This window comes from Micromonospora sp. WMMA2032, from assembly GCF_002688545.1.
GTDB lineage: Bacteria > Actinomycetota > Actinomycetes > Mycobacteriales > Micromonosporaceae > Micromonospora > Micromonospora sediminicola.
The window spans coordinates 5,880,676-5,906,613 of the sequence record NZ_CP024052.1; the positions used below are offsets into that span (position 1 = coordinate 5,880,676).

27 protein-coding genes and 1 other RNA gene are annotated in these 25,938 nt (G+C 67.1%); 22 read left to right on the forward strand and 6 right to left on the reverse strand.

The genetic code is table 11. The features are described 5' to 3' along the window. Positions 1-67 precede the first annotated feature (67 nt). Both rnpB and CO540_RS27410 read left to right on the forward strand, forming a co-directional pair. Positions 68-476: RNase P RNA component class A (gene rnpB / locus CO540_RS27405), an RNA gene on the forward strand. Between the two features lie 624 nt (positions 477-1,100). Continuing rightward, the gene (locus CO540_RS27410) at positions 1,101-1,595 is read left to right on the forward strand and encodes a hypothetical protein (RefSeq protein ID WP_216642307.1); all 495 of its coding nucleotides are present in this window, start codon (positions 1,101-1,103) and stop codon (positions 1,593-1,595) included. Here CO540_RS27410 and CO540_RS27415 read toward each other — a convergent pair. Both CO540_RS27415 and CO540_RS31400 read right to left on the reverse strand, forming a co-directional pair. Continuing rightward, the gene (locus CO540_RS27415) at positions 1,588-4,392 is read right to left on the reverse strand and encodes an ATP-binding protein (RefSeq protein WP_099164971.1); all 2,805 of its coding nucleotides are present in this window, start codon (positions 4,390-4,392) and stop codon (positions 1,588-1,590) included. The genes CO540_RS27410 and CO540_RS27415 overlap by 8 nt on opposite strands. A gap of 63 nt (positions 4,393-4,455) precedes the next feature. Further along, on the reverse strand, positions 4,456-4,878 hold the full coding sequence (locus CO540_RS31400) for a GntR family transcriptional regulator (protein WP_157779185.1): 423 nt from the start codon (positions 4,876-4,878) through the stop codon (positions 4,456-4,458). A 544-nt stretch (positions 4,879-5,422) separates the two neighbouring features. On the opposite strand from CO540_RS31400, the gene CO540_RS27425 reads away from it, so the two are divergent. From CO540_RS27425 to CO540_RS27440, 4 genes are all read left to right on the forward strand, one after another. Beyond that, a complete protein-coding gene (locus CO540_RS27425) occupies positions 5,423-5,764 on the forward strand; it encodes a hypothetical protein (protein ID WP_253866219.1) in 342 nt (113 codons plus the stop codon). Then, entirely contained in the window at positions 5,757-6,101 is a 345-nt protein-coding gene (locus tag CO540_RS27430) for a hypothetical protein (protein ID WP_253866221.1), read from the forward strand. The genes CO540_RS27425 and CO540_RS27430 overlap by 8 nt, the downstream gene beginning before the upstream one ends. 133 nt (positions 6,102-6,234) lie before the next feature. Continuing rightward, positions 6,235-7,056 carry a GntR family transcriptional regulator gene (locus CO540_RS27435; RefSeq protein ID WP_099164174.1) on the forward strand — a complete coding sequence of 274 codons (822 nt, stop codon included), beginning with the start codon at positions 6,235-6,237 and terminating at the stop codon, positions 7,054-7,056. Next, entirely contained in the window at positions 7,053-7,820 is a 768-nt protein-coding gene (locus CO540_RS27440) for a glycosyltransferase (protein ID WP_099164175.1), read from the forward strand. Before CO540_RS27435 ends, CO540_RS27440 begins: the two co-directional genes overlap by 4 nt. A 7-nt stretch (positions 7,821-7,827) precedes the next feature. Here the strand turns inward: CO540_RS27440 and CO540_RS30250 are convergent, their stop codons facing one another. Then, entirely contained in the window at positions 7,828-9,375 is a 1,548-nt protein-coding gene (locus tag CO540_RS30250) for a hypothetical protein (RefSeq protein WP_157779186.1), read from the reverse strand. A gap of 119 nt (positions 9,376-9,494) precedes the next feature. Here CO540_RS30250 and CO540_RS27445 point away from each other — a divergent pair, with 119 nt between their 5' ends. The 9 genes from CO540_RS27445 (at position 9,495) to CO540_RS30255 (ending at position 17,035) form a co-directional block, all read left to right on the forward strand. Continuing rightward, positions 9,495-9,890, forward strand: coding sequence for a transcriptional regulator (locus tag CO540_RS27445; RefSeq protein ID WP_099164176.1), 396 nt, complete (start codon positions 9,495-9,497; stop codon positions 9,888-9,890). Positions 9,891-10,186: 296 nt separating this feature from the next. Beyond that, positions 10,187-11,785 (forward strand): FtsK/SpoIIIE domain-containing protein, encoded by a 1,599-nt coding sequence (locus tag CO540_RS27450; protein ID WP_099164177.1) that lies wholly within the window; start codon positions 10,187-10,189, stop codon positions 11,783-11,785. After that, entirely contained in the window at positions 11,782-12,036 is a 255-nt protein-coding gene (locus CO540_RS27455) for a hypothetical protein (RefSeq protein ID WP_099164178.1), read from the forward strand. Before CO540_RS27450 ends, CO540_RS27455 begins: the two co-directional genes overlap by 4 nt. A gap of 6 nt (positions 12,037-12,042) precedes the next feature. Further along, positions 12,043-12,234: a hypothetical protein gene (locus CO540_RS27460; protein WP_099164179.1), complete on the forward strand. Its 192-nt coding sequence runs from the start codon at positions 12,043-12,045 to the stop codon at positions 12,232-12,234. After that, complete coding sequence (locus CO540_RS27465) at positions 12,231-12,776, forward strand: DUF2637 domain-containing protein (protein WP_099164973.1); 546 nt, start codon at positions 12,231-12,233, stop codon at positions 12,774-12,776. Before CO540_RS27460 ends, CO540_RS27465 begins: the two co-directional genes overlap by 4 nt. Then, on the forward strand, positions 12,773-14,527 hold the full coding sequence (locus CO540_RS27470) for a replication initiator (protein ID WP_099164180.1): 1,755 nt from the start codon (positions 12,773-12,775) through the stop codon (positions 14,525-14,527). The genes CO540_RS27465 and CO540_RS27470 overlap by 4 nt, the downstream gene beginning before the upstream one ends. Then, positions 14,524-14,706 carry a helix-turn-helix domain-containing protein gene (locus CO540_RS27475; RefSeq protein ID WP_069088959.1) on the forward strand — a complete coding sequence of 61 codons (183 nt, stop codon included), beginning with the start codon at positions 14,524-14,526 and terminating at the stop codon, positions 14,704-14,706. Before CO540_RS27470 ends, CO540_RS27475 begins: the two co-directional genes overlap by 4 nt. Beyond that, positions 14,706-15,905, forward strand: coding sequence for a tyrosine-type recombinase/integrase (locus CO540_RS27480; RefSeq protein ID WP_099164181.1), 1,200 nt, complete (start codon positions 14,706-14,708; stop codon positions 15,903-15,905). Before CO540_RS27475 ends, CO540_RS27480 begins: the two co-directional genes overlap by 1 nt. 230 nt (positions 15,906-16,135) lie before the next feature. Then, positions 16,136-17,035 carry a hypothetical protein gene (locus CO540_RS30255; protein WP_157779187.1) on the forward strand — a complete coding sequence of 300 codons (900 nt, stop codon included), beginning with the start codon at positions 16,136-16,138 and terminating at the stop codon, positions 17,033-17,035. Between the two features lie 226 nt (positions 17,036-17,261). On the opposite strand, the gene CO540_RS31405 is transcribed toward CO540_RS30255, so the two are convergent. After that, positions 17,262-17,876, reverse strand: a complete 615-nt coding sequence (locus tag CO540_RS31405; RefSeq protein WP_371682250.1) for an IS3 family transposase — start codon at positions 17,874-17,876, stop codon at positions 17,262-17,264. Here CO540_RS31405 and CO540_RS27490 point away from each other — a divergent pair. From CO540_RS27490 to CO540_RS27505, 3 genes are all read left to right on the forward strand, one after another. Further along, positions 17,829-18,308, forward strand: a complete 480-nt coding sequence (locus CO540_RS27490; protein ID WP_157779189.1) for an Imm1 family immunity protein — start codon at positions 17,829-17,831, stop codon at positions 18,306-18,308. The genes CO540_RS31405 and CO540_RS27490 overlap by 48 nt on opposite strands. A gap of 209 nt (positions 18,309-18,517) precedes the next feature. Continuing rightward, on the forward strand, positions 18,518-19,048 hold the full coding sequence (locus CO540_RS30635; protein ID WP_216642308.1) for a hypothetical protein: 531 nt from the start codon (positions 18,518-18,520) through the stop codon (positions 19,046-19,048). Positions 19,049-19,220: 172 nt separating this feature from the next. After that, positions 19,221-20,144, forward strand: a complete 924-nt coding sequence (locus CO540_RS27505; protein ID WP_099164183.1) for a hypothetical protein — start codon at positions 19,221-19,223, stop codon at positions 20,142-20,144. A 130-nt stretch (positions 20,145-20,274) separates the two neighbouring features. Here CO540_RS27505 and CO540_RS27510 read toward each other — a convergent pair whose 3' ends face one another. Further along, positions 20,275-21,540, reverse strand: a complete 1,266-nt coding sequence (locus CO540_RS27510) for a M48 family metalloprotease (RefSeq protein ID WP_099164975.1) — start codon at positions 21,538-21,540, stop codon at positions 20,275-20,277. 190 nt (positions 21,541-21,730) lie between these two features. Here CO540_RS27510 and CO540_RS27515 point away from each other — a divergent pair, with 190 nt between their 5' ends. The 4 genes from CO540_RS27515 to npdG all read left to right on the forward strand — a co-directional run bounded on the left by CO540_RS27515 (position 21,731) and on the right by npdG (position 25,009). Continuing rightward, positions 21,731-21,934: a hypothetical protein gene (locus tag CO540_RS27515; RefSeq protein ID WP_099164976.1), complete on the forward strand. Its 204-nt coding sequence runs from the start codon at positions 21,731-21,733 to the stop codon at positions 21,932-21,934. Positions 21,935-22,011: 77 nt separating this feature from the next. Beyond that, on the forward strand, positions 22,012-22,695 hold the full coding sequence (locus CO540_RS27520; RefSeq protein ID WP_253866224.1) for a histone: 684 nt from the start codon (positions 22,012-22,014) through the stop codon (positions 22,693-22,695). 83 nt (positions 22,696-22,778) lie between these two features. Then, positions 22,779-24,215 carry an RNB domain-containing ribonuclease gene (locus CO540_RS27525; protein WP_099164185.1) on the forward strand — a complete coding sequence of 479 codons (1,437 nt, stop codon included), beginning with the start codon at positions 22,779-22,781 and terminating at the stop codon, positions 24,213-24,215. A 95-nt stretch (positions 24,216-24,310) separates the two neighbouring features. Further along, entirely contained in the window at positions 24,311-25,009 is a 699-nt protein-coding gene (npdG, locus tag CO540_RS27530) for an NADPH-dependent F420 reductase (protein WP_091572837.1), read from the forward strand. A gap of 66 nt (positions 25,010-25,075) precedes the next feature. Here the strand turns inward: npdG and panB are convergent, their stop codons facing one another. Next, positions 25,076-25,921 carry a 3-methyl-2-oxobutanoate hydroxymethyltransferase gene (gene panB / locus CO540_RS27535; protein WP_099164186.1) on the reverse strand — a complete coding sequence of 282 codons (846 nt, stop codon included), beginning with the start codon at positions 25,919-25,921 and terminating at the stop codon, positions 25,076-25,078. Between the last annotated feature and the right edge of the window lie 17 nt (positions 25,922-25,938).

Genomic DNA, 25,938 nt, shown 5'->3' on the forward strand with positions numbered 1-25,938 from the left:
GTCCGCCGTCGCGCCCGGGTCGGAAATGCGCGTGACGGGTGCGTCGTTAGGATGAGAGCGCGACGGACGAGTCGACCGGGCGGTCGCGTCGACGGGCTCCGGCCCGTCGCCGAGGAACGTCCGGACTCCACAGGGCAGGGTGGTTGCTAACGGCAACCCGGGGTGACCCGCGGGACAGTGCCACAGAAAACAGACCGCCGGCCCGTCACGGGACGGTAAGGGTGAAACGGTGGGGTAAGAGCCCACCAGCACCCCGGGTGACCGGGGTGGCTCGGTAAACCCCACCCGGAGCAAGGCCAAGAAGGGGCCGTCACCGCAAGATGACGACCCGCGCAGACGCTTGAGGGCTGCCCGTCCGATGTCTGCGGGTAGGCCGCTGGAGCCTGCCGGCGACGGCAGGCCTAGATGGATGGCCGCCGCCGGCGCGTCCTCGGACGCGCCGGGCACAGAATCCGGCGTACAGGTCGACTCGTCCGTCGCCCACCAGCTCAGAGCCGTGATCAAGGCTCTGAGCTGGTCGTTTGTCTGGTGCCGTTGGTTGGCCTCGGTCATCGTTGGGTGGCGTTTGACGGCCTGGCCACGGCCTGGGACGGCCTGGAGACGGCCTGAGTGTTGGCTCAGCCAGCCTCGGATTCGGCCTACGCCCTGCCTCGTCCTGAGGGCCCTTCCGGCGGCGTCGGGCCCTCTGCCGCTATGCCGCCGGCTGTCGGGCACGTTCTGGCGGTGGAACTGGTGCCGCAACCCGGTGATCCGGTGGCAAGCCAGTCCCGGGGTTGGACTGGCGCGGCAGTCGGAAGCCCCGACATCCGACCAGAGCGGCCCCGCTGGCTTCCGTCACGGCCTCGCTGAGGCTGGTTCCTCTTCCCCTGGGGCGGGGTGTCCCGGCGGCTGTCGGTGGCTCACCGCCCCGGCGCCGTAGGCGGCCGGGGCGGCTTGCCGCCGGCCGGGCTTGCCGCCCCGCACCGCGCGGAGCGCGGTGCCTTGATTCAACCAAGAAAAATTCGGCAGTCGTGGATCTCCCGCGGATCTCCTGCGGTTGTCTCCTGCGGTTTGTCTCCTACGATCAAAGGCTTGTAGACACTGCGGATATGATCAGACCTATGAGCCGGCTAACAACTCAAGCTAGTCGCAGGCGACCGACGGCCGACAAAATGCCTGAACTCGTTCACGAGCGCTACAAATTCGTATTGCAGCAGCTCCACGCCACGAACGAAAACGTCTATCGCTTTCTCGCAATCTATCAATCATTAGCCACAGCGCTCTCTACGGCGGCGCTCGCGCTGTTCGTTGGGTATGAGAAGTGGCAGATAGGGCCCGCCGTAGCGCGAGCCGGGATACGGGGTTTCTTGACAATCCTAACTGGCATCGCTCTTTTCGCTGCCTTGCTTGTCGTTGTCGGGACGATGGCTTGGGTGGATTATCGAAAGGAGGAGTGTGAGATCCTGGCTAAATATTACTCTCCAGACCTGAGGCATGCGCCTCGCTTGCGGAATTTCTATCGATGGTACGAAACATACGTCTTCATCTTCATTGTTGCATCGGCTGCAACCATCTGGGTCCTTGTGGAATCGATCATCATTCCACAGATCAACTAGTCACTTCGGAGGCCTGAGCTGCGTGAGGCTTGCGAATGCGTAGGCCAAAGTGAGCGCTCTTTTTTCCTTGCCTCGTCGTTAGAATGAATCGGTTGTCAGCTTCTGAATCCCGGTCCCAAGCCAGCAGCTGCACGTCTAGGTCCTCCGCCGGAACCGCCCAAGCTTCGGCGATTGCTCTGATCACGTATCTTGGCGTAGAGGAAATTCCCGTGCCAGGCCAAACCCTGCGGTATGGACTACCAGGCTTTGCCATCAATTGAAGTATTTCGTCAGTTTCTGGCTCCGGGCGATCAATTTCAGGAATCAAGTAGTCTGTGCTGAACTCCAAGAGAAGAACATTGTCCGGCATATCAATTTCTTCACCATCTTGAAAGTTTATAAAACGCTTGCCGCCATCGGTTTTGTTGAAGCAGAGCATTGTGCCTTGCCCAAGCAAAATTAATTCATGCTTACTCTTGGCCCAAGTGGCAAGTTTCTCTAACGGAAGATTGCCGTCAGCGGTAAACCCGCAGGGCATTTTTGGAACGGCCTGATTCAGATAGCGTGCTACCGCAGCCCCCGAGAGGGCCCCTATGCTTGTGGCAGAACACGACTCTAGATGATCCATTTGAGATTGGACCCAACGTTCAAAATCAGGTAGCTCAGCTAGAGTTCTTGCAGCGGAGCGATCAGCCTTCAGGGGTTCGCCTACGACGACACCTATAAAATGGGTTAATTCATCTGCCTCCAAGCCTCCGACATAGATGGTGCAGCTCGGTGGATACCAAACGAAGGCACCGACTTCGTCTGGTAGCTCACGGCCGTCGACATCAAGCATTATCCGGCCAACTATTTCACCTGAGGCGTCGGTGAGATTCGCCGCGTGTCGCTCAAAGTTCGATCGCCAGTAGAGGTAGGTATCATCTCCCTCGCGTGCTCGAAAATTCGATCGTGGATCGACGAGCCGATCGAAAAGCTCTCCCGCCTTTATGAATTTCCAGTCATTCGCCCTAATGATTCTGACCGGCGTGGCCTCTGTCGGTCCTTGGACTTCAATGTCAACGTCGGCTAGCGCGCACATCGTGCGCATCCTTGATCGCAACAATTCATTAAGCGATAACGACGAGTCGACCTGGGGATCTTCCTGGTCAGGCCAGCTATACGACCAGAGAATGCCCTCGTCCTTCTGAAGTGGATGCGCACGGAGGCGTGCACGGACTACGGTGCCGCCAAACTGCAAGTGCTCATCCTCCTCCGCCCTACGTAGTAAGGGGCGAGTTTGTAGGCCGCTCTTGAATTCAAGGACGTGGGTGTTTTCAGGCTGATCGAACCAACGCAGACTAGTCACCGATACTTCATCCGCAACCATAAATATAGCGTAAAATCCGATTCCGAAACGTCCTGTTGACCTGAATCCCTTTGCCAACAATCGCGGATAGCGCGCAATCATGTCGTTGGATTGCCAGTTCGACCGACCGAAATCAGTGAGAGCGGCCACCAGAGTCGCTGCATCCATACCAATTCCTTGATCTGTGACCTCTAGCCAGAAGGACGGGTTCCCTCCCGCATCCTCCTCTTGCCGAAGCCTGATCTTAACGACGGAATCACTTCCGCCGTGCATAACCTGACGCACTCGGGTAGCGTCGGCAGCATTTGCTGCTAATTCCCTGATTGCGGCAAGGCGATTTTGGCCGTATAGGGCGCTGCCGCCGAGGGTTGCTACCAAGTGGGGCACATTCGATACTCTTAGGCGAGCGTCAACCGGCTCCCACTGATCGGTAGGGATGTAATTTGCGAGACGGGATGGTGTGTCGGCGCCTGCCACAGAGCGAGCAGCGAACCTTTGCCGTCCCAGGTCAGCGCATAGCGCATCCACTTTCCGCAACTCGCTATCGATCATGCGAATGGTTTCGTATGCAAGCCACCATGCGCCGGCTTCATCCTTGCGAAATTGCACAGAAGACGTATATTCAAGTCTGTCACCGACGCGTCGCGGCCTCATCAATCTCTGCTGAAAGTCCCAATGATCCCGCGAAGGACCAATCGGATTGCGGAAAGCATGCAGGAAGGTGGGCGCCCGCCTGCTATCGATGTGAGCAGCGTCGGCCAAGCGCAGAATGCAGGCAATCTTCAATGGGTCGATGTGCCAGTCGGCTGGATAGTCGGCTAGCGATCCCATCACTTGTCCAAACTGCTTAGGGAGGTTCTCGACCTCCCACCAATGGCTATGAGCGATACGGCCGATGAGAGGACCATATGCTTGCCGAAGTTGAGCATCTTGCAGGAGGTAGAATCCCTGCCGATTCGGAAGTTGGAAGAATTCCCCCACTAGCCTTTCAGCTCGCTTGGCATGACGGAGTCGAAGGATCGCAGCGACTGTCTCATCCAACGCAATCTCGGTTACCGCTGCTCCAGTGGCGTTTGGCAAATCGTTCGTCAAGCGCGCGACTGCGGCATAGTGTAGATCATCGAATAACGCATCCTGCTTGACTTCGTCAATTCCTCCCGGGTATGCAACTAAACCCATCCCGAGGTCGTGCAGTAGGAAAGCGCCCCCCAGGACGAATGCCTCGGCCGGATTCATCTCAAAATCGTCACCGCAAATGATAGAGGCAACGTCCCATAGCGCGTCTATGTGGTTGATCGAGTGATCGGTAAACATGGGCATGGACTGCGATATCTCAGACGCTAGTGGTTCGACCGTATCACGGAACTGCATGTAAGCGTGGCGCAGAGTCTCGCATTCCCTCTCGTATTCGCCGGCCTCTCTGCCGAGCGTCAACTGCCAAAGGGGTGTGCGTTCGAAAGCATGCGTCATGGGTTCTTCCCTGCGTTTCGGTGCTTAGCGGAACGATCTCTTCGGATGCGTCACTCTTGGCTCTTATGGACCGCCCCGGGGCCTGCGGTAGGTTCGCGTCACACTTTCGACCTCTGCTCCCTCTCGTGCGACAGCCTCATCCCTCACCAGAGTGGCTCCGATATTGATGCCAAAGATCGCAGCAAGTTCTGCATCGGCGGGGACTTCCCGATGGATCCGCTCAAGGTCGATGCTGCGAGGCGGTTCCTCCCCGGGCAAAAAGGCGGCAACCTGAGTGCCCCTGCCGTGCTCAGTAATGGCAATACCCTCGTGTCTCAAAAGCGCAATTGCCTGTCGAATCGTGCCGCGGCTCGCATTGAACTCTGCGGTGAGCGAACTTTCAGGGGGTAAAAGTGATCCGCGCGGGATGGAGCCGGCCTCGATCCGTCTTCTGAGCTCGTCAGCGATGAGGCGGTATCGAGGCTGTCCGTAGTGCGAGGTGGGCACCTGGTTACCGTACCTGGCACTTGTCTTACCAAGTGTCAACCAAGTGACCCCTTTCGACTGCTAGACAACTCGTTCACTTGTAGATACGCTTCCCTGTGTGCGGCTGGGGTGACGACTCGTGTCAGGGGTGGCCTCGCGCTGGCCCTCCTGGTCGCACCTGACGCGCGGCGTCCTGTCGGACCGGTTGCGGTAGCCGCGCGGACAAGTTGGCTCGGCGATATCCGACCCGTCCCCGTCGGGCGGTGCGCCGTGCCTCTATTCGAGTTGGCCACCGGCTGCATTGCCCCGTAGTCGGCCACCGGCTCTCTTCTACCTGTGGAGGTGCGATGTCCAGCCGTCCTCATCGACGCCGCCGGCTCTTCCTGTGGTGGCTCCGGAAGCGGCACCCCGTGCGTTCAGCCGAGGCTAAGGTCCCTCCGCGCACGCGCCTGGTGGTTGTCCCACGGGCATCGCGATGGTCAGTCGAGCAGACGCAGGAGTCGTCCACGTTGTGGCTCAGCGCGCCGATCACGCAAGTCCAGATCTACCCGGGCGGTGTCGGGTGGTGGCCACGGTGACGCCTACGAACAAGCCTGCAGGCATCGTGAACCATCCAAGCTGGTGTGCCCCCGATCGCTGCGGTCACCTGGTCCCGCCGCTGATGACGGAGATGACCCGCTATCATCGCGGTGCGACGCGCCGGATCGGCGACGCTCGCGCGGGCGGGATGGTGGTCGCGTACATCATTGGCGTCGACGCTCGGACTCCCCTAATTGCGCTGCATGCGACGTGTCGGGCCGGCATCGGCTGGGCCGAACTGCCCCTGACGCAGGCCACTCAACTAATCGAGCGCCTCAGTGGCCTGGTGGTCGAGGCCGGTGGAGATACCGGGAGCCACAGTGGCTGAGCCGAAGATCGAGCGGGAGAGCGTCATGGGCTTGGTGACGGGTGCTGTCGAATGCCCGGCGTGGTGCCGAGGATGCGGACCGAACGACCCGATGCACCGAGGCTTTCTCGCCACCGTTGGTCAGGAACGGACGGGCTGGGTCAGCGTTCAGATGCTCCTCGATCGGTTCGCGCGAAGGGACCTGGTCGTGAAGCTCGACGCCACTCGCAACGGCTCGACGCAACCCGTCCTGCTCGACCGGATCCGCCTGGACCGGCTCATTTACGAACTGAGCTATGCCCGGCTGGTGATGATGACCAAGGGCCAGTACCTGGAAGAGCGCGATGAGCAACCCTGAGCGCCGGCGCCCCGGCCGGGCTCCCTGGCTTGCTGGACGACAGACCAAGCGGCCTGCGGCGCCGGTTGCTCCGGTCCCCGAACGCCCGGCGGGGGGGACCACCTGGCAGACGTTGGAACGTCTAGGGGGTACGGTGACCGGTGTGCAAGGCCGGGACTGGCGCCCTCGATACCTGCAACTCGCGGAGGAGTTGCGGGCAAAGATCATGGGCGGAGAACTGGCTCCCGGCACCCTGATGCCGAGCGAAACCGAGCTTGCCGAGTCATCCGGCCTGTCCCGCACCAGCGTTCGCAACGCGATCCGGCAGCTCCGCGAGTGGGGCCTGGTCCGCGCCGAGCAGGGACGCGGCACCTACGTGCGAGCACCCCGCCAACGTGTACGCCGACGCAACGCCGAGCGCTACCAGTGGGAGAAGGACCGGGTCCTGCTCGACGAGGACGAGCGGCTGAAGACCGGTGCCACCGAGCACGACACCGGCCTGACCGTCGACGACCTCAAGTTCCACGCCGAGTACACCCGCGTGGAGGCCGATGCGGAGATGGCGGCGGCCTTGCAGGTCGACCCGGGCACGACGCTGCTACGCCGGGTCTACTGGACTTCCTCCCGGAATGAGAACGCGCCGCTGACGGTGTCGTACTCGTACCTGCCATACGACTTGGTGGCCGCGAACCCGGACTTGCTCGATGAGGGCAAAGAGCCGTGGCCGGGCGGTACACAGCACCAGCTCCACACCATCGGCATCGAGCTGGACCGGATCGACGACGAGATCCGCGCGCGTCCGCCGTCGCCGGACGAGGCCGAACTTCTGGACATCGACCCGGGCGTCTCCGTCCTCACCGTCCGGAAGACCTCAGTCGACACCACGGGGCGTGTCGTCGAGGTCGCCGACGTCGTGATGCCGGGTGATCGCACCGAGCTTGTCTACTCCCACAAACTTCAGCGGTGGAAAACGTGACGCAGCTCGTCTCGGTCGTCACCCCGGTCCACGCGCCCAGCATCGAGCACCTTGCTGGTGCCTACGAGTCGTTGGCTAAGCAGGAAATGCCCACCGGGTGGGACTGGCAATGGCTCGTCCAGGAGGACGGGCAGACCGGCGTCCTGGCCGACGAGCTGCCTGACGATCCCCGGATCAGCCTCGGCACCGGTCGCCCCGGTGGGCCTGGCGTCGCCCGTACCCTCGCTCTTTCCCGGGTCTCAGGCGATCTCATCAAGGTCTTGGATGCCGACGACCAGTTGACCCCCGGCGCGCTCGCCCGGGACATCGCCGCGTTCGACGCGCACCCGCAGATCGGTTGGACCACCTCGCGGGTACTCGATCTGCTGCCCGACGGGTCAACCGCCGGCTGGGACAAGGATCCAGCCGGCGGGGTCGTCGACCGCGGTTCGGTCCTGTCGTTCTGGCAAGCCAACGACTACCGGGCATCGGTGCACCCGGCGACGCTGTGCCTGCGGCGGGATCTCGTCTTCGCCCTTGGCGGCTGGATGGCGCTTCCCGCCTCCGAGGACACGGGCCTGCTGCTCGCCGCCAACGCCGTAAGCGCCGGCTACTTCACCCGGGAGTACGGGCTGCTCTACCGCAAGTGGCCCGGCCAAGTCACCAGCCAGGCAGCGCACCGGGAACCGGCCGAGTATCAGGCCCGAATGCGGATCATCGAGGCCAGAGCCAAGGCCCTAGCCTCGATGCTGCCCAACGGCTTGTCTCTCGATCGCCTGGTCTAGATCGAATTTATTCGACCTCGATCTCGAAAACTTGCTCTCTTTCGAGCCCTTCTCCGTTTTCGGTTTCCCTCCAGCCCTGGGGCCACACATTGGCACGCGCTCCATCCTTCTTCGAAATGACGGCTGCGGTGAATTCGAAGCTGCCCTTGATTTCAGAGACTCGAAAGAAGGTGGTTCCTTCGAATCGTGAACTATCGAAGCTCGCATCGCCGCCGAATGCTGTTCCATCGAATGCCAGTCTGTCAAGAAAGCGGCCGTTGTCGAACCATACATCATTTCCAAACTTGGTTTTGAAGAAGCGAGTACTATCCCGAAATGTGCAAAAGGAAAAGTCGCCATCAGCTAGAAATGAAGAGTTATCAAAGAATGTAACGTTCTCGAACGCTCCTGACGTGAAATCCGCTTCTCCTTCAAACTTAGTCTTATTAAATCTAGCTCTGTTCTGAAAGTGGACCTGGATAAAGTCTGCTCCTAGGGCGAAACGAGCGCCCGTGAAAGTTGCCTCAGCTGAAAATTTGGCTGCTCGAAAGTCGGGTCGCTTGTGAAAAGTTGAATCCCTAAAGCTGGCGTGCCCAAGGAACTTCGACCCTCTGCAGTTCAGTGAGCCAATTTGTGTCCCGGAGAAGTCGGCATCTATCAGTGTGGCTTCTGCCAGGTCCAAGTTGAGGCTGCCCCAAAATGCTCCCTCTGCCACGGTTTGCGCATCATTCTTTGCGTGCTTCACGAGAAGTCGCTGTGCTGCAAGCCTGACCTGTCGCTCTCCACCCCACTTCTCGGCATGCTGAGACTGTTCGGCAACATCGTCTGACGATTCACCTTCGCCGTACACGATAGGAAGTGGCATCCGCAGGTATGCGCAGATTACCTCAGTGATGCTTTGTCGGTGCATAGGATTGGCTTGTGCTAGTCGCTCAAGGGCGTAAAGACCCGCAAGTCGGACAGGCGCTTTCTCTGATCCCAACTGCTCAGCTGCCTTCACATATAGCTCTGTCACGCGCTTCTCACCCGCGTCGTACTCTGTGGCCTGCTGACTTCGCTCCGCCAGTTGTTGGCGACGAAGCGCTAGCAGCAGGGCAAGAGCGCCGACAGCGCCTGCGCCCACCGATAGGCCTGTCCGGATGGCATTAATTCGCAGTTGCGCCGCTTGCGGGTTCGTGCCCTTAGGAGCTGCTGATTGCAGCCATAGGACGGCAATCCAGGTGACTAATACAATGATTATGGCCCCGACGGGGAAGGTCCACGTTGGAATGGGCCTTAGTTGCCGATCCGGCGGGAGGGGCGCCGCGGAAGGTGGGCGTCCAGATCGGGGATGGCGACGAAGCCTCAGCCCGAAGGTCAGTGCGGCTGCCCCTAGTGTCGCGATTGCAGCAGCGAGCCAAAAATCAGTCAGCTTGCTGAATGCTTTGAGCCACCAATCAACTGGCACCGGAGTCAGGATGGCCAACAGCACCAATGCCGCTCCGACGATCAGCATGGCGGTGGATGCGCGGATAGTCACGCGAACATGATCCCGTATGCCTTTGTGCGCGGCGCGCTCGATGTTCAGAACAGACATAACAGATATTGAGGGCGAACCTCCGATGGTCGAGCTGGAGACTTGTTGACTTGTCTGCCAAGTGCCATCTACCTTGGACCGCGACTTGGCAGACAAGTTAACAAGTTGGAGGTTGGGCGATGGCTCTGCGAGGCGGAACCCGGTTCGCCGTGCGGTTCGAGGACGTGTTCCCGGCGGGGTGCGCGTTGGTCCCCGAGTCGATGGGTGAGGTCGAGGACTACGACGAGAAGACCGGCCGGCGTAGCCCGGCGAAGGACAAGCTGACCGGCCAGAGGGTGTGGCAGGTGCGCGTGATGGATCTCGACCCCGAGTTGGGCAAGCGGTCGCGGGAGACGACGGTGAAGATCTCTGCCGACTACCAGCCGGTGCCGCCGACAGGTGCGCCGTTCGAGGCGGTGGAGTTCGACGGGATGACGGTCACGCCTTACGTGAGCAACAACAACCGGATGGCGTACTCGCTTCGCGCGACCGGACTGCGGGCGCCAGCGGGCGTGACCAAGAAGGCGGCGGCGTAGCCGCATCTGGTGGGGGCGGGGCTGTCAGGTCTTGGCGGACGGCAGCCCCGCCCCTGTGTCTCTTTCCCCTGCTCTGTCGAGAGAGGTAGTGACGTGTCCAAGGGTATGCGTCCGGCTGGCCGTGGCTGGCCTCGGTGTGGCGTGTGTCAGTCGCGGTTCGATCCGACCACTGGCGCCGACGGTCGGTGTGAGGGCTGCGTGGGGCAGCTCGTCCTTCCGTTTCCTCCGGTCCGGGATGCGTCGGGCCGGTTCGTGTCGCTGCGGGGTGCCCAGTGATCGGGCGGCCTCGCGGTGAGGTGGTGACGACCTCGGCCGGTGACCTGCTGGTGTTCCGTCCGAAGCGGTTAGAGCTGCCCGTCTGGGCGGTGGCGGTCGGCCTGGTGCTGCGCTGGTCGGGGCGGCTGCTGTGGTGGTGCCTGCGTCACCCGGTGGCAACCGGCGCGGTGGTGTTGGCGCTCTGGCTCTACGTCGAGTTCGACTGGCCCGGCCTGGTGGTGCCGCTGGTGCTGGGAGCGGCGGTCTCGGCGGTGTGGCGCTGGCGGGATGAGTCGTCGTGGTGGGCGTGGCTGGCGGGTCCGCTGCTCGGGTCGTTCCGGCGGGTGTTCGTCTACCGGCGGGTGTGGCGTGAGGCCATGACGCTGTGCGGGCTCGCCGAGACGTTCGACCGTCGACACGTTCTCCCCGAGCTGCTGCGGGTCCGCTCGGATCAGGCCCTCGACGTGCTGACGGTGCGGATGGTCCGGGGGCAGACGCCGGAACAGTTCCAGCGAATGAGCGCGAACCTGGCCTACGCCTTCGGCCGCCGGCACGCCCGGGTCTACGCGGAACGCCCCGGCGACCCGCCGACGCGTGCCGGTCGGGGTGCGTGGGTGCTGCGGCTGGTGGATCGGGTGCGGTATCGGGACCGGCCGACGGTGGTCTACGTGGCGTTGGTGCGTACCGATGCGCTGCGCACGCTGGTGCCGCCGTTCCCGGTGCCGGCGGTGCCGGACTTCACCGCGCTCCCACTGGCCCGGCGGGAGGACCTGCGTCCCTGGTCGCTGCATCTGCTCGCCACGCACGTCCTGGTGGGCGGCGCCACCCGGTCGGGGAAGGGCTCGGTGCTGTGGTCGCTGGTCCGAGTCCTCGGCGGCGGTGTCGCCTCCGGGCTGGTGCGGCTGTGGGTGGTCGACCCCAAGGGCGGGATGGAGTTCGCGCTCGGCCGGCCGATGTTCGCCCGGTTCGCGTGCAAGTCATTCGAGGCCATGGCGGACCTGCTCGACGAGGCCGTGACCGTGCTGCGGGAACGTCAGACCCGCCTGGCGGGAACGGTTCGGGTGCACACGCCGACCGAGGCGGACCCCCTGGTCGTGGTCGTCGTCGACGAGATGGCGGCGCTGACCGCCTATTTGCAGGATGTCGAGCTGCGCAAGCGCATCGCGTCGTCACTGGGGTTGCTGCTGTCGCAGGGTGCCGGCGTCGGCGTCCTGGTGGTGGCCGCGTTGCAGGACCCGCGTAAGGAGGTGCTGCCGTTCCGGGACCTGTTCCCGACCCGCATCGCGCTCGGCCTGACCGAGGCGTCACAGGTCGACATGGTCCTCGGCGACGGGGCCCGCAACCGGGGCGCGCTCGCGGATCAGATGCCCCGGTGGGCAAAGGGCGTCGGGTACGTGATCCTCGACGGCACCCCCGACCCGATGCGGGTCCGGTTCTCCTACGTCAGCGACGACGACATCCGCGACATGGCCCAGCGGTTCCCGGCGCCGGCTGACGCCTCGGACATCCTCGCCCAGGTCGGCCGGGAAACCGCCACCGAACCGGTACGCCTTCCCTTGCCCCGCAAGCCATCCGGGCGACTGCTGCCCGACGCGTTGCGCAACCTCCTCGACTCCGACGGCGGGGGTGAACCGCGGTGACCACCCTCCCGAACGGTCGCCGCTTCTACCGGCTGCGCACCCCCGAACCCGTCACCGCCGTGTCCGTCCGCGTCGACCCGCAACGGCCCGACCCGTACCCGGTCTATCTCGCGGTCGGCGCGGGCCGGCGACGGATGTCCCTGACCCCCGACGAGGCATGGGCGCTGTGGCGCTGCCTCTCCGAAGCCGTCGCCACCCTCGGCGCCCCTCCCGACTACATCCGCACCGACATCCGACCGGCCAGGAGGTAACCCGTGATGACCACCCTCACCCGCATCGTCAACCGGCTCCGACGCCCGCTGCGCATCCGCCTGGTCGGCCCGGCCAACCAGACCGCCGCCGCCCTGCACGGCCTGGCGCACATGGTCAACCGCCGCCCCGACATGGCCGACCGGCGCATCCGCATCGACCTGACCATCTGTGAGAAGCCGTTGCGGGAGTGGCGATGACCGAGCGCACCGAATCGGCCGTACGGCTGGTGATCCTGCTCGCCATCGGCGCCATGGCCGGCGCCGCCGCCTTCACCCACGTCCACGACCTGTCCGTCGCCCACGGCCAACCCAACTGGATCGGCTGGGCCAACGCCGTAGCGGTCGAGCTGATGACGATCTACCTCGGCCTGGAACTACGCGCCCGCCGTCGCACCGGTCGACCCGTCGGCCTGGTCGGCTCGCTGCTGGTGGCGTTCGCGTTGCTGTCCCTCGCGGCCCAGGTCGCGGAAGCCGAATCGTCGGTGTGGGGCTGGACCGTGGCGGCGGTGCCGTCGCTGGCATTCCTCGCACTGGTCAAGGTCGTCCTGTCCAACGCCCCGGTCACCCCGCCGGCTGTCGAGCCGGACCAGCCCGGCGCGTACCGGTACGACGAGCCGGCGGAAGCCACCGAGGTCGAACCGGTCCGCCCGACCGTGCCGACGCCGCCCGTCGTCCCGGCGGCACTGCCTCCGCGCGCTGTCCAGCCCAACCGGCCGCACGTCGTCGGGATCATCCGATGACCGCTCCAACGCTGCCCGGCCTCGCGCCGGCCGCCCCGACCCCGGCCGCTGCTCCTCTGCCGGGGTCGCGGGCGGCCCGCATGGCGCTTCCCCGCTCGGTGGACGTGCTCAAGGAGATCGCCGCCGAGTACGGCGTCTGCGTGCGCCCCCTGGCGATGCGCCGCACGGATCTCGACACCGGCCTGACCGACGTCATCGACCTGCCCTGCGGGGCGACCCGGGAGGACAAGTGCGCGCCGTGCGCGAAGAAGAACCGCCGGCTGCGGCAGGCGCAGATCCGGGAGGGCTGGCACCGCGACGACGAGCCGCTACCGCCCCCGGAACCGGCGACCGAGGAACAGTCGTCCCTGATCCTCTTCCGTGCACACCTGGAGTTCTCCCGTGACGAGGCGTCCCGGGCGTGCCAGTGGGACCAGGTCGAAGACCTCGACGAGGCGATCCGCGAGGTGGAAGAGGCGATCGCGGCCGAAGGGCTCCGGGGACGGGTCGCCCCTCCGCACGCCACCGCCGACGAGGACCAGGGCGACGACGACATCGGCCCGCGCCGCAAGCGCTCCACCCGGCGGCGGCAGGACGCCCCGGAACTGCCTCGGCGCAAGGTCGAGGCGCGCACCGTCGGCAGGACATACACCGGATCGGACGGGGCCACCTACCGGCCGTCGATGTGGCTGACGCTCACCCTCGACTCCTACGGCCCGGTCCGCCCCGACGGCACCCCGCTCAACCCCGACCGGTACGACTATCGCCGCGCGGCGTGGGACGCGGTGCACTTCCCTCGGCTGCTCGACCGGTTCTGGCAGAACCTGCGGAGGTGTGAGGGCTGGAACGTCCAGTACGCCGGCTGCGTCGAGCCGCAACGCCGCCTCGCCCCGCACGCGCACTTCGCCATCCGGGGCACGATCCCCCGGGACATCCTGCGTACCGTCGCGGCAGCGACCTACCACCAAGTGTGGTGGCCGGCGGTCGACGCCCAGCGGTACACCGTCGAGCGGCCTCCGGTGTGGGACGAGGACGCCTGCGCGTGGGTCGACCCGGACACCCGCCAGCCGTTGACCACCTGGACGGAAGCGCTCGACGCCGTCGACGCCGACCCGGACGTGGAACCGGTGCACGTGGTGCGCTTCGGCGCCCAGGTCGACGCTCGCGGCGTCATGCCCGGCACCGCTGACGCGGAGCGGACCATCCGGTACGTCACGAAGTACATCACCAAGCACACCGGCGACTGCCACAAGGCGACCACCGATAGGCAGCGGGCGCACTTGGACCGGCTGTGGCGGGAACTGCGGGTGACCCCGTGCACCGACCGGTGCGCGAATTGGCTGTTGTACGGGGTCCAGCCGAAGAAGGCACACGCGAAGCTCAAGCCGGGCCGCTGCAAGGGCAAAGTTCACCAGCGGGACACGCTCGGCATCGGCGGCCGGCGCGTCCTCATCTCCCGCGACTGGTCCGGCAAGACGCTCTCCGACCACAAGCACGATGTGCGGGCCTGGGTGCGGGCGCTGCTCGGCGTCACCGTCGGCCTCGATGGCGTCGACGACCAGGGCGCCACCGTCGAAAGGGTCCGCCACGCCTGGGAACTGGCCCGCCCCGATGACCCGGACGTGCCGGCGATGGCTCACCGGCTGCTGCGGTCGATCAGTGAACGCGCCCGGTGGCGCTCCGAACTGCTCGCCGCCAAGGACCGCGCGGCCCAGCTCCCCGACGACAGCTCGACGACGGAAGCGGACGACAAGACGGGGGAGGGGCTGTGATGGCCAAGGACGAGCTGTGGACGGTTCGGGACGTGTCGGCGTATCTCCGGGTGCCGCAGGAGACGCTGTACCGCTGGCGCAAGGTCAAGTACGGTCCGCCGGCGGCTCGGGTCGGCCGACACCTGCGCTACGAGCCGGAAGCGGTCCGGGCATGGGTACGTGAGCAGGCGGCGGCCTGATGGGGCACGTCGAGGATCGCTGGTACAAGGTGATCAAACATCCCGGCGGCCGGAAGGAACGGATCAAGTCGGATCTGTTCGGCAAGGGGATGCGCTATCGGGTCCGGTACATCGGCCCGGACGGCCGGGAACGCAGCCAGTCCTTCCCGGACCGGGCCAAGCGCGACGCTGATGCCTTCCTCGTCTCCACCGAGACGGACAAGCTTCGCGGCTCCTACGTCGACCCGTCCGCCGGCCGCATCACCTTCGCCGAGTACGCCGAATCCTGGCTCCGAACTCGTTCCTTCGATGAGTCGACGCGGGAGGTTACTGAGCATCGGGTACGCAAGCACCTGTTGCCGTTCTTCGGCTCTCGGCAACTGGGGGCGATCAAGCCGGGCCACATCCGGGAGTGGGACGCCGCGTTGGTCGGCAAGCTGGCCCCGGCGACCCGGGCCGTCATCTTCGCGCACCTGCGGACCATCCTCGGCGCGGCCGTCGACGACGAACGGATCGCGAAGAACCCGTGTTCGGCAAAGTCGGTCACCGAGCCGCGACCGGTACAGCGCCGGGTGGTGCCGCTGCGCCACGACCAGGTCTCGGCAATCCGCGGTGGCCTCGCCCAGCGGTACCGGGCGATGGTCGACCTGGGCGCCGGCTGCGGTCTGCGGCAGGGCGAGATCCTGGGGCTCGGCGTCGACGACATCGACCTTGACGCCGGGTGGGTGCACGTCTCGCGTCAGGTCAAGCTCGTCCGGTCCCGGCTCGTCTTCGGCCTGCCCAAGAACGACCGGGACCGCCGGATACCGCTGCCTGACTCCGTCGCTTTGGTGCTGCGTCAGCACATCGACGGCTTCCCGTCGGTGTCGCTCACCCTGCCGTGGGAGAACCCGGCCGACGATGAGCGGGTGACGGTGCCGCTGCTGTTCACCACCACCCGGCGGGGTGCGATCAACCGACACACCTTTGACGACAAGAGTTGGCGCCCCGCCGTACGGGCGGCCGGCATCACGCCGACCCGGGCCACTGGTATGCACGCGCTGCGCCACTTCTACGCCTCGTCGCTGCTCGACGCGGGGGAGAGCATCAAGGCCCTCGCGTCGTATCTCGGGCACTCCGACCCCGGCTTCACGCTTCGGGTCTACACCCATCTGATGCCCGCCAGCGAGGAACGCACCCGAAAAGCGATCGACGACATTTTCCATCGCAACAGGCTCTAGTCTGTCGGAATTAATCACTATGTGGGTCTTTCTGTGTATCGCTCGATGGGGCTAGAGTGGTGGATGTGGCGGGAACAATTACTATCGGTGTGCGGCCGGTCCACATCTATCAGAGGCGTTTCGACTCTACGGATCTGGCGGTCGCTCTTCAGAGCTCGCATCTCTATCTGATTTCGCGCCGGCCGCAAGTGCGCCTTGACCCGGCTAGCGTCCTTTCGAAGCCTTACGGCGTGAAGGTCGACGTCGTAAGTCGACGAGAAGGTCATGCGGAAGAATGGCGTCAGAGGCTCGTGATCCCTGCGCCGGATGGTGAAGTGATTTCCAGCTTCCGACTACATGCCGATGGAAGCTACTTCTCGTTGCGTAGCGGTGATCACACAATCCACGGCGACGCATGGGCGTTTGCCAGCTTCTTCATGGACGCCAACGAAGAAATCGCCGGGCAAGAAGTCATGTACGTAGGTAAAGCGTACGGGCAAGATGGTTCAAGCAATGTGTGGGAACGGACTCGCAAGCACGAAACCCTGTCGAGGATCTACGAGGACCATCTCCCAGGCGGCTGGGATGTCTTCGTGACCCCACTGGAGGTCGAGTACGCCACCATGTCCTCGTCCGACCACATAAATGACTCCGATGATGGGCCTGACCTGTTCGGGGGATATTACGATCGCTACGTAGAAATGAAAACGGGTCGAGTGCTGGGGTCGGGGGTAGATCTCGCCGAGCATGCAATGATCGCTTACTTCGTACCTCATTACAATAAGAACTTACTCGACTGGTGTGCGGCGAAACCCACAAAAGATATGCAGACAATGCGGTCTGGCGGGTTCAGGCTCTTGCAGGTTCATTTGAATGGATGGTGGGGGTTGTCTCGCTTCTACTCTCGTCAGGTGCCCGCGAGGGTCCGTAGTCACTTGATCTCGCACGACCTCCCGCCGAACCCCTCCCCGTCAGTAACAAGAGGCATTGGATCTGCCGACCTGGACAACTGGCGTGCACAGCTGAGCTTGGTGCCGAACGGTCACGAGATATTTGCCAGCGATGCTGAGAGGGCAGGGGTCGCGCTACGAGTCTTCGGTGAGCACGCTCCAGAGGAGCGTCGTCCTCCTGAAGTCATCCTCGATCGCTGAGGTTGGCTGACTTCGGGGGGCCTTAGATTGGGCTGACGGCCGGCGCAGTTGCCTGTACGGCCTGGCGACGGCCTACAGCGGCCTTCACCAGGTTTCGCCCCAGGTCAGCAAGGGTGCGATGATCTTAATCCGGCGTACAGGTCGACTCGTCCGTCGCCCACCAGCTCAGAGCCGTGATCATGGCTCTGAGCTGGTTTTATGTCCGGGCGTCGATGGTCGTCGTCGGTCAACTTTGGCCGGCGTTTGACGCCCGGCGACGCCCTGGAGACGTCTTGAGCGCCGACTCAGTTGGTCTCGTCTCGGGTCGGTCGGGCCGTGCCGTCGTGGGGCCTCTCCGGGCCGGCATTCGTTGGTTACGGAGTCGGGGCAGGCGGCGGTGTGGGAGGGTCGGGCACGTCCTGTCGGTGGACGAGCTTCCCCCGGTTCGCCGGAGGGTTGACCTGGCGCCGGTGGGCTCAGGCTGAACGATAGCCGTCTCGTCCGGTCGGGCCTGGTGGGTGTGCCAGGCGGTCTCGTACTCGTCTGGGGATCGCCAGCCGAGGTCTTTCTGGATGCGGCGGGTGTTGTACCAGCCATCGATGTAGGCGAAGATCGTGTTCTCGGCCTCGTCGCGGGTCCGCCAGGAGTTGCGGTAGACCAGCTCGATCTTCAAGGTCGGCCAGAAGTTCTCCATCAGGGCGTTGTCGAACGAGTCGCCGACCGACCCATGGAGGGCAGGATGCCGTTGTCGGGCGGCATAAGGCCGTGGTCCTACCTTTGGAGGAAACCTGGTCGGATCGCTACGGTCTCGGGCGTGATTCTGTCGGTGAGCAGTCGCGTGTTTGATGAGTCCTGGCGCCACGCGACGACGTTGGAGGAGAAGGCTCAGTTGGTCGAGCTAACGATGGACCGGCTCCCATCTGACGATCTTGCCTGGTTCGGCATCGCCGACGGGCCCGTCAGTGACGACGAGCTGACGTCAGACACCTGGCTCGCCGTCGCGGTCAACAAGACCGCCGGTTACGGAGCCTTGATGTGGTGCGTCGATTCCCGCAGCCCGAGACGCGGCGGCACCAATGAGCACGTCTGGCTGACCGACAACCCAAGACCACCGAAGGTCGACCCCCAGGTCGTGGCGAACCCCGACGCTGGACTGATCCACAGCCCCCGCAGCACGCTGCCCAGACTTCAGATTCGTCTGGCTGTAGAAGAGTTCTGCTACGGGGACACCGGCGACCGGCCGGAACGAGTCAGCTGGGCACGCGGCGACCTGAACGGCCACCGCCACGACTGAGCCGGGCACGTCAGCCGCCCCAGTCTCACCAGCGTTTGGAGCCCGCGCCAACACCGGGCACCGAGACTTTTGCAGGCTTGCACGAGTCGCTTCGGCAGGCAGGATCGAGCAATGGAACGACGCCTCTCCATCCCTGGCGACCGCGTCGAGCTTGCCTGCGAAGCAGTCGACTAGGTGGACCTCCCTCGTTCCCGGCTGTGGTGCGGGTCGTGTTCACCGACGCGCAGGGCCGCGAATGGTCGCTCGTCGACAAGGCTCCGATCTTCGGCATCGGCATCGGCATCGGCGTCGGGCCCGAGCCCGTGTTGCCGAGTCCGGCTGCGGTGCGGTGCGTCGTAAGGGCACTGCGGACACGGCGTGTCGTGTCGTCGACTCCACTGGTCCTGGTGTCGGCGGAGGCCGATGGCGTGGCCGCCGACGACGGGACTGCCGTCTTCCTCGTTCGTGCGGACCTCCTGGGTTCCGGCGGCGCGTCCTTGATTGCCGCTGAACGCGACTCGCGCGCCTTCCCTGGCGTCGGGTGCGCCGCGCCGGTGCGGGAAACACGACAAAGTTCACCGGTGCGGGTGATCGCCTGCCTCCGGCCATCGGCTGAGGTGCCGCTCGACGACCTCTCGTACCTGACGACGGAGGTCCCGGTGCTCGCTGCCGCTCATCCCCTCGGCCGCGAGCACCGCGTCGGTGAAGCCGTCCACCCCACCCGGGGGCGACTCGCGGAGCAGTCGGCTCTCCGCCGGTGACAGGCAGAAGCCCAGCCTGACGCAGAGTTCGTCGAGGAGCCGGGGGATATCGGACTCCCGGTCGCTTCGATGGCCCATGGGATACAGCATGGCCGGGCGTCGCCCCTCCCTAGGGGAAGCATGGGTGCGGTTCCGGATGTCGGTCGCCGTACCGGCCGCGCAGGATCGGGGTATGAGCCTGCCCCGACAGCGCCTCCCGCTCCGGGACGCCGACGGCCTACGCCGCTTCCGGCTCTTCCTGGTCGCAGCCGCGCTCACCGTCGCGGTGACCCGGCTCTACCTGGCGGCCACCGGCTTCCCGCAGCTCGGCTCCGGCGAGCTGCACGTGGCGCACCTGCTCTGGGGTGGGCTCGTCATGCTCGTCGCGCAGCTGCTCCCGATGCTCTTCCTGGGCCGGGCGGTGCGCACCGCCGCCGCCGCACTGGCCGGCGTGGGGTTCGGGCTGTTCATCGACGAGGTGGGGAAGTTCGTCACCCGGGACCACGACTACTTCTACGAGCCGGTCGCCGCGCTGATCCACACCACGTTCCTCGCCGCGTGCCTGTTCGTGGTCCTCGTGGTGGGCCGCCGGCCGCCCACCGAGCGGGAACGGCGGGCCAACACGGCCCAGACCCTGGCGTACGCGGTGGCGGCGGGTGACGTTCGCCGTCCCGGGCTCCGCTGGCCGGACCGTCTGCATACCCCGGTCGAGCTGCTGTCGGGAACGACTCGGTCGCCGGCGCTGGACCGCGCCACGGTGGTGGCGGTCGGGCTGCTCGCCGTGTTCTCGCTGGGCCGGCCGCTGGTGTTGTTGTCCCGTGAGCCGGGGCCGTGGCGCGGCGTCCACGTGGCGGCGTCGGTCGCCGCGCTGCTCGTCACCGCCGTCGGGCTGGGCCTGTGGGTGGCAGGCCGGCGGGCCCGCGCGCTCGGCGCGCTCACGTTCGCGCTGGTGCTGCACCTGGTCGTGGTGCAGTTCTTCTGGCTGCTCGACCACGAGTTCGCCGGCTTCGCGCTGGTGCTGGTCACGCTCGCCCTGCTCGGCCGCTGCCGGGGGATGGCCGCCCGCCACCGGACGCCGGCGGGTGACGCGGACGGTCGGGCGCGGGTCGCGGTCTGAGTCGTTGGTGACATCAGCTCGACAGGCGGCGAGAACCGAGGTCCGGTCCCGTCCGGCGGTGTCGCCGACCGTCGGTCGCCGGACCGCCGGCGGGCAATTGACCGCCCCACCGCCCACCGCCGCTACCGGCTCAGGCCGACCAGCTCAGCGCCCGGCCGGCCCGCTCGTAGTGGCGCGCCAGCTCCGCGTCGATGCGCGCGGCGCGCTCCTCGGTCAGCTCCACCGCCGGCTGCCAGGGGCTGCGCGCCGTCAACATCCGGTGCCGCAGCCCGGCCGGCGGGTGCGAGGCGAACAGCGAGGCGTCCTCCCGGATGGTGAGCTGCCGTTCCAGCGGCAGCCGTTCGGCCGCGCCGTCCAGGGAACGGTTCATCCCCACCCGCCAGGTGGCCGGGCCCTGCCCGCCGCGCACCGCGTTGCGGACCACCATGGCCACCGACTCGGTGCGCAGCAGCACGTCGATCAGACGGGTCGCACCCGCCGTGCCGGCGGCCCGGGCGGCCATCTCGTCGGCCAGGTACTCGGCCCGCTGGCTGTCGCGCAACGCGGTGGCGACCAGCACCACGTGGCCGGCGAACAGCAGGCGGGACAGCGTCCAGGACACCAGCCGGCCCAGCCACTCGCCGACCATCGCCAGCAGCCCGTCGGCCTGGGTGTCGCCCCGCGGGCGGAACAGGTCGGCGGCGTTGCCGAGCATGGTCAGCGCCGGCTGGGTGACCGGGCCGCGTCGGATGTCGCCGTTGACGAAGTGACCGAGCTCGTGGCCCAGCAACGCCACCCGCGCCGGCCCGTCCAGCGCACCCCACAACGGCAGCCCGAGGCCGAGCACCCGCCGTCGACGCAGTCCCACCGACGTCGCGTACGCGTTGATGTCGTCGTCGACGCCGACCAGGTGCGGCAGCGGCGCGTCGACGGCGGTGGCCACCTCCCGGATCAGCGCGTGCAGCTCCGGCGCCTCCTCCGGGGTGAGCACCTCCAGATCCGGGTCGAGTCGGCCGAACCGGGGCCGCAGCGCCACCGCCAGCGCGATCAGGGCCACCCCGCCCACCACCGCGAGGTTCGGAAACGGGTACGCGACCAGCAGCCACACCCCGGCCACGGCGACTCCCACCACGCCGAGCAGGAGCAGCAGGGACATGCCGACGGTGACCGCGCCGGCGAGTGAGCGCCCGGTCGACTCCAGGGGCCGGCCGACGAGCGCGGCGTACTGCCGGCGGGTGAGGCGCGTGGCCAGTCGGTGGGTGCGCCTGTCGACCCAGGACCAGCCGAACTCGGGCGGCCGGCGGTCCGCGTCGTAGGCGTCGAGGTTCCAGTCGCATCCGGCGCACCAGGGCAGCGCCCCGTCCAGCGACACCGGCGTCCGGCCGCATCGCGGGCAGGCCCCCGTGCCCGTCGTCATGGTGATCACGAGCGGTCATCCTGGCCGGTGCGGACCGTCCGTGGTACCGGCCGTTCGGACGACGGTGGTCGCTGCGGTTGTTCCTCCATTCCCCGCCCCGACCGCCACGACCAGGTCTAATGTGGAGAGGGCGACGACTATTTGTGGCGTTCCGGTGGCGGCCGGGCGGTTCCCGGTGCACAGTGATCGCATGAGCGACGACGGAAGTGGTGGGCACTACTACTGGTGCACGCGACACCACCGGGTCGAGACCGATGCCGACGTGTGCCCCGCGAAGCACGTTCTCGGACCGTACGCCTCAGCCTCCGACGCGGAGAACGCCCTGCAGCAGGTGCGGGAGCGTAACGAAGCGTGGGATGCCGAGGACGCCCGTTGGGCCGGGGAGGGCCGCTAGACGGCGCGGGAGGGCCCGCGTCGAGGTGATCCGTGCTCCGCGAGGGCGAGAGCACGTCCCCAGGAAAGGGAACCGAGATGGCCGAAGCACAGCAGGCCACCCGCCCGGCCGCGAAACGGACGACCGCGAAGAGGACCACCGCGGGCAGGACGACGACGGTCACCAAGGCGTCGCCGAACGCCTCGGGCGCCGGCGCCGGACGGACGCCGGCGAAGAAGGCGGTGGCGAAGAAGGCCGCCGCCAAGAAGGTCGTGTCGGCGGCGCGTAAGGCGCCCGCCACCAGGGCCACGGCGGCCAGGACGACCGCCAAGAAGACCGCGGCCAAGAAGACCGCCGGTCGGACGGCGCCGGCCACGAAGACCACCGCCAAGAGCGCGCCGGCCAAGAAGGCCACCGCGAAGAAGACGGTGGCGAAGAAGGCGCCCGCGAAGAAGACCACGACGGCGGCGAAGAAGACCACGGCGGCCCGGAAGACGACCACCGCCCGGACGGCCACCGCGAAGAAGGCGCCGGCGAAGAAGAGCACCGCCGCCAAGAAGACCACCGCGGCGAAGAAGGCGCCGGCCAAGAAGACCACCGCCTCGACGCGCCCCGCGGCGCGCAAGACGGCGGCCAAGAAGGCCCCGGCGAAGAAGACCACCACCGCGCGCAAGACCACCGCGGCCAAGAAGACCACGGCGGCCAAGAAGGCGCCGGCCCGCAAGACCACCACGGCCAAGCGGACCACCACCGCCCGCAAGGCCCCGGCCCGCCGGGCCTGACCCCGACCGCTCACCCGCGCGGCGGGAGCTGACGCCGTCGCGCCGGTGAGCGGAACGTGCGGGACGCTGTCAGGATTGACCGCGTGGTGATCCGACGCGTACTGGCGCCCCGCATCGACTTCGGCGCGCTGCGCCGCGAGCTGGGACTGCCCGAGAGCTTCCCGGCCGCGGCGCAGCGCGAGGCCGACACGGCGGCGGCCGCGCCGCCGCCGGCCGTCGTCGACCGCACCGACGTCCCGTTCGTCACGGTCGACCCGGCGACCTCGCGCGACCTCGACCAGGCGATGCACCTCGCCCGCCGTCCCGGTGGCGGCTACCGCGTGCGGTACGCGATCGCCGACGTGTTCACCCACGTACGCCCCGGCGGTGAGCTGGAGGCGGAGACGTGGCGCCGGGGCCAGACGGTCTACCTGCCGGACGGCAACGTGCCGCTGCACCCGCACACGCTCAGCGAGGGGGCGGCCAGCCTGCTGCCCGACGCCGACCGGGCCGCGGTGCTCTGGACCATCGACCTGGACGCCGACGGTGGCACGGTCGCGGTCACCCTGGAACGGGCCCTGGTGCGCAGCCGGGCGAAACTTGACTACGGCGGGGTGCAACGCGACGCCGACGCCGGCCGGCTGCCCGAGCCGATCGCCCTGCTGCCCGAGATCGGGGCCCTGCTCACCACCCGTGGTCTGCACCGGGGCGCGATCAACCTGCCGCTGCCCGAGCAGGACGTCGAGCCCGACGGCGACGGCTGGCGGCTGGTGCTGCGCGGCCCCGGGGCGATGGAGGAACACAACGCCCAGATCTCGCTGCTGACCGGCATGGCCGCCGCCGACATCATGCTCGCCGGCCGGATCGGGCTGCTGCGGACGATGCCGCGTCCCCGCGCGGAGGCGGTCGAGCGGCTACGGACCGCCGCCGGCCCGCTCGGCGTGCCGTGGCCGGACGGTGTCCCGGTCGGTCAGGTGCTCGCCGGGCTGGACGCGTCGCGACCCCGGGCCGCCGCCTTCGTCGACCAGGCCGCCGAGCTGATGCGCGGGGCCGCGTACACCGCCTTCGACGGCGCGGTGCCCGAGCAGCCCGAGCACGGCGGGGTGGCCGCCGCGTACGCGCATGTCACCGCGCCGCTGCGCCGGCTCGCCGACCGCTACGCCACCGAGGCGTGCCTGGCCCTGCACGAAGGCCGGGAGGTACCCGAGCACGTCCGGGACGCGCTGCCGAAGCTGCCGGAGGTGATGGCGACGACCGACCGTACCGCCGGCGCGGCCACCCGGGGCGCGATCGAGCTGGCCGAGGCGGTGCTGCTGGCGCACCGGGTGGGGGAGACGTTCGAGGCGGCGGTGCTGGACGTGGACGAGCCGCGCCCGGCGGGCAACGGCCGGGCCGGCCGGCCGCCCGGCGGCACTGTCGCGCTGGACGAGCCGCCGGTGCGGGCCCGCTGCGTCGGCGACCTGCCGCTGGGCGAGCGCGTCCGGGTCCGGCTGACCGTCGCCGACCCGGTGGAGCGCAAGGTCGCCTTCGAACGCGCCTGACCGGCGGTGGACGTCCCGCACCGACCCGGCGGGGGCGGGGATTGTCACAGCGCCTCGACGCGCCGACGCCGGGCACCCTTTGCGAGGATGACCGCATGGCTTACGACGCGACCACGCTGCCCGACGTCTCCGGGCTGACCGTCGGCATCATCGGTGGCACCGGCGACCAGGGGCGGGGACTCGCCTACCGGTTCGCCCGGGCCGGGCAGACCGTGCTGATCGGCTCCCGCGCCGCCGACCGGGCCGCTCAGGCCGCCGCCGAGATCGCCGCCCTGCCCGGGATGCCGGCCGGCGCGACGGTCACCGGCGCCGACAACGACGAGGTCGCCCGGCGCAGCGACGTGGTGATCGTGGCGGTGCCGTGGGACGGGCACGCCGCCACCGTCGCCGCGCTCGCTGAACCGCTGGCCGGCAAGATCGTCGTGGACTGCGTCAACCCGCTCGGCTTCGACAAGCAGGGCCCGTACGCGCTCACCGTGGCCGAGGGCAGCGCCGTGCAGCAGGCCGCCGCGCTGCTGCCCGACTCCCGGGTCTGCGCCGCGTTCAACCACGTCAGCGCGCCGCTGCTGGCCGACCCGGAGGTCGATCGGATCGACCTCGACGTGCTGATCTGCACCGAGGACCGGGACCTGGTGGGCGTGGTCGCCGCGTTGGCCGCCCGGATCCCCGGGATGCGGGGCATCTACGCCGGCCGGCTGCGCAACGCCCACCAGATCGAGGCGTTCACCGCGAACCTGATCGCGATCAACAAGCGCTACAAGGCGCACGCCGGCATCCGGGTCACGGATCTCTGAGCGGCGCTCGTTAAGAAGGGGCCCCTCCTCTACGCCAGGCGTTAAGAAGGGGCCCTTCCTTACACCTCAGAAGGTGTGTTCGGGGGCGGGGAACTCGCCGCCGCGTACCTCGTCGGCGAACCGGCGGGTGGCGTCGGTGAGCGCGCCGGCCAGGTCGGCGTAACGCTTGACGAACCGGGGCGCCCGGCCGGTGCGCAGCCCGGCCATGTCCTGCCAGACCAGCACCTGCCCGTCGGTGTCCGGGCCGGCGCCGATGCCGACGGTGGGGATGCGCAGCTCACCGGTGACGCGCTTGGCCACCTCGCCCGGCACCATCTCCAGCACCACCGCGAACGCGCCCGCGTCGGCCACCGCCCGCGCGTCGGCGAGCACCTCCTCGGCGGTGTCGCCCCGGCCCTGCACGCGGTAGCCGCCGAGCGTGTGCTCGCTCTGCGGGGTGAAGCCGATGTGCGCCATCACCGGGATGCCGGCCCCCACGATCGCCTCGATCTGGGCGGCGCAGCGCCGGCCGCCCTCCAGCTTCACCGCGTGGCAGCCGCCCTCCTTCATGAACCGCACCGCGGTGCGCAGCGCCTGCGCCGGCCCCTCCTCGTAGGAGCCGAAGGGCAGGTCGCCGACGATCAGCGAGTGCCTCGTGGCCCGCACCACGGCGCGGACCAGCGGCAGCAGCTCCTCGGCGGTGACCGGCAGCGTGGTCTCGTAGCCGAAGACGTTGTTCGCCGCCGAGTCGCCGACCAGCAGCACCGGGATTCCCGCCTGGTCGAAGATCGAGGCGGTGTACTGGTCGTACGAGGTGAGCATGGCCCACCGCTCGCCGCGCTCCTTGGCGGCGATCAGGTCACGGGTGCGGATCCGCCGGGTGGCCGGCCCGCCGTAGAGGGCGGTCACCTCGGTCGGGGTGGACTCCACCATGACAATCTCCTTCCTCG